Source organism: Bacillus sp. VT 712, assembly GCF_001614195.1.
GTDB classification, from domain to species: domain Bacteria; phylum Bacillota; class Bacilli; order Bacillales; family Bacillaceae_H; genus Priestia; species Priestia flexa.
Genome location: NZ_LWBK01000082.1, coordinates 1 through 1,984, shown reverse-complemented (window position 1 = coordinate 1,984; position 1,984 = coordinate 1). Strand labels below are relative to the sequence as shown.

The window sequence follows — 1,984 nt, the reverse complement described above, 5'->3', positions numbered from 1 at the left end:
GGTAGTTTTTCTATCCACCCTTTTTTAATCATAATTCTCCCAAAAGATGAGATCGTTTTCAAATCCCGAAAAATAGAAGCATCACAATGTCCAGCTACATCTATCCTCATGCTTGTTACCATAGCTGCAGCATAATACGTGGCGGCTAAATTAAATAAAAATCCAGTATGAAACACCATTAATTTATCTGAAAAAGGAGCTACATCAGAATTTGTAATTTCATTGTCTAATAATTGGGGAGGTTTAAGGTTTTCATCCTGAAGGATAGAAGAGAAAATATTTATATTTTTATTAACTGTACGTAAACAATTATCCATAAATTTATGAATGTCTTTATCTTTAATTACTTGTTTAAATCCAATGACGAGAGCCTTAGCTGCAATGCTCTTTTTTAGATTAAAAAAAATATTTCCTGCTTCCATTGAATTTAAAGGTCGTTTATCTCCGAATAAATCCATAACATATCCTATCTCTGTAACTGATTGACTCCTTTGAGATGTAGAAAAATAGGGAGATCGTTGATAAATACCTTTGGATAAAAGGATTTCGATCGACTTATTATAAATCTCCATAGCATCAATGTTGCATTGGAAATAGTGATCTCGTATATCTTTTCTGGTCGACACACTAAAAGATATACTATATCCAGCTAACCCGTGCATTGTCATCTCATGCATGTAGCCTAACCAAAAAACATCTGTAAACAGAGGAGGAGCATCTACATTTACATCTTTTTCAGTAAATCCTTTCGGTGGCTCCAACTTTTCAGATTTAAAAATATTTCTAAGCACTTTTAAATGCTTTTCGGATATATCTAGGGTAAATTCGTATAGAGAATAAATTTCAGGGTCCTTAACCGTTGCCAACACGTATTTGCTAATACAAACAGCCATTGTATCTTGAATATATTGTGTCCATAAACTTGTAATTTCTGAGGACGTTAATCTCATTTTATTATCCAAACCTGTTACCTCCAATACTATATAAACTTATAGTATTGTGCCCCAAATCCTTACATTTATTCAATTGAGTGGTTTTATATCTCAAGGAGTTGTAACGTGGTTAACTCCTGAAGGTAAAGTAGATGGAATACATGTTTTTCTTGGAGAATTAGACAATCTTTTCACATATGATACACCAATAAAAACTCGAGAAGGCATTTTAGATTGGAAAGATATTGATTGGATTTTAAACCCTAATAATCTTGGCATACCAGAAAAAATCCCACACTATTTACCAGCATTACTAGCTCATAAAGGAAATCATTTATTTACATACAGGCAAAGTAAAATGGTCCATCAAAAATTATAACTATTATAGAAATCAGTTGACGTAATGTGGGGTCTAGGTAGCACTTTAATCTAATAATTCCATTTCCTTTCCCTACAGTAACCACTGGAAAAACAATTAAATCTATGCCAACTCAAAAAGAAAAAGAGTTTGGGACATAACAAAATGATTGCTTCTAAAAGACGAACACTAGCTGTTCCCATCTCTTTAGTTTGTCTCAACACGTTCGTTCCATTGCGCTACGGTCACTCGCTTTCCGCGGGGAGGAACCTGAGCTTCCTCGCTGCGCTGCGGGATCTCCGTTTTCACAATCAACCAAAAAACCTGAACGATTAAAAGTTATGAACTCTCAATCGTTCAAGTATAGTAAGGACTGAATTACTTATGTCTCAGTCTATTAAAACGTTTAAACCTTTGGTTAGAGGACTTTTTATTTTAATAAAATGTTATCACTAGCGTCGCATTAAAATAATTCAACGCTTTCTAAAAATCTGAATTTTCTGTAATATAACCCAAACATAAAAAAATCCTTTATACTGGTTGAGCGGTAGTAAACCATCCAAATCCAATACAAAGGACCATAAGCATGGATAAGTTTACACGAAAAACATCATTTGAACAATGGTTTTCACCGATTTCTTCAACGAAATTAGAAGAATTAGTGGAAACCCATCATTTAAATTACTATACAAAG

2 protein-coding genes are annotated in these 1,984 nt (G+C 33.4%); one reads left to right on the top strand and one right to left on the bottom strand.

Going from position 1 to position 1,984, the window contains the following annotated elements:
* A partial coding sequence (locus tag A2U94_RS19915; protein WP_064484066.1) for a DUF3231 family protein occupies positions 1-962 on the bottom strand: 962 nt, incomplete at its 3' end.
* A gap of 37 nt (positions 963-999) precedes the next feature.
* Here A2U94_RS19915 and A2U94_RS19910 point away from each other — a divergent pair.
* On the top strand, positions 1,000-1,311 hold the full coding sequence (locus A2U94_RS19910; protein WP_025910969.1) for an NUDIX hydrolase: 312 nt from the start codon (positions 1,000-1,002) through the stop codon (positions 1,309-1,311).
* Positions 1,312-1,984 lie beyond the last annotated feature (673 nt).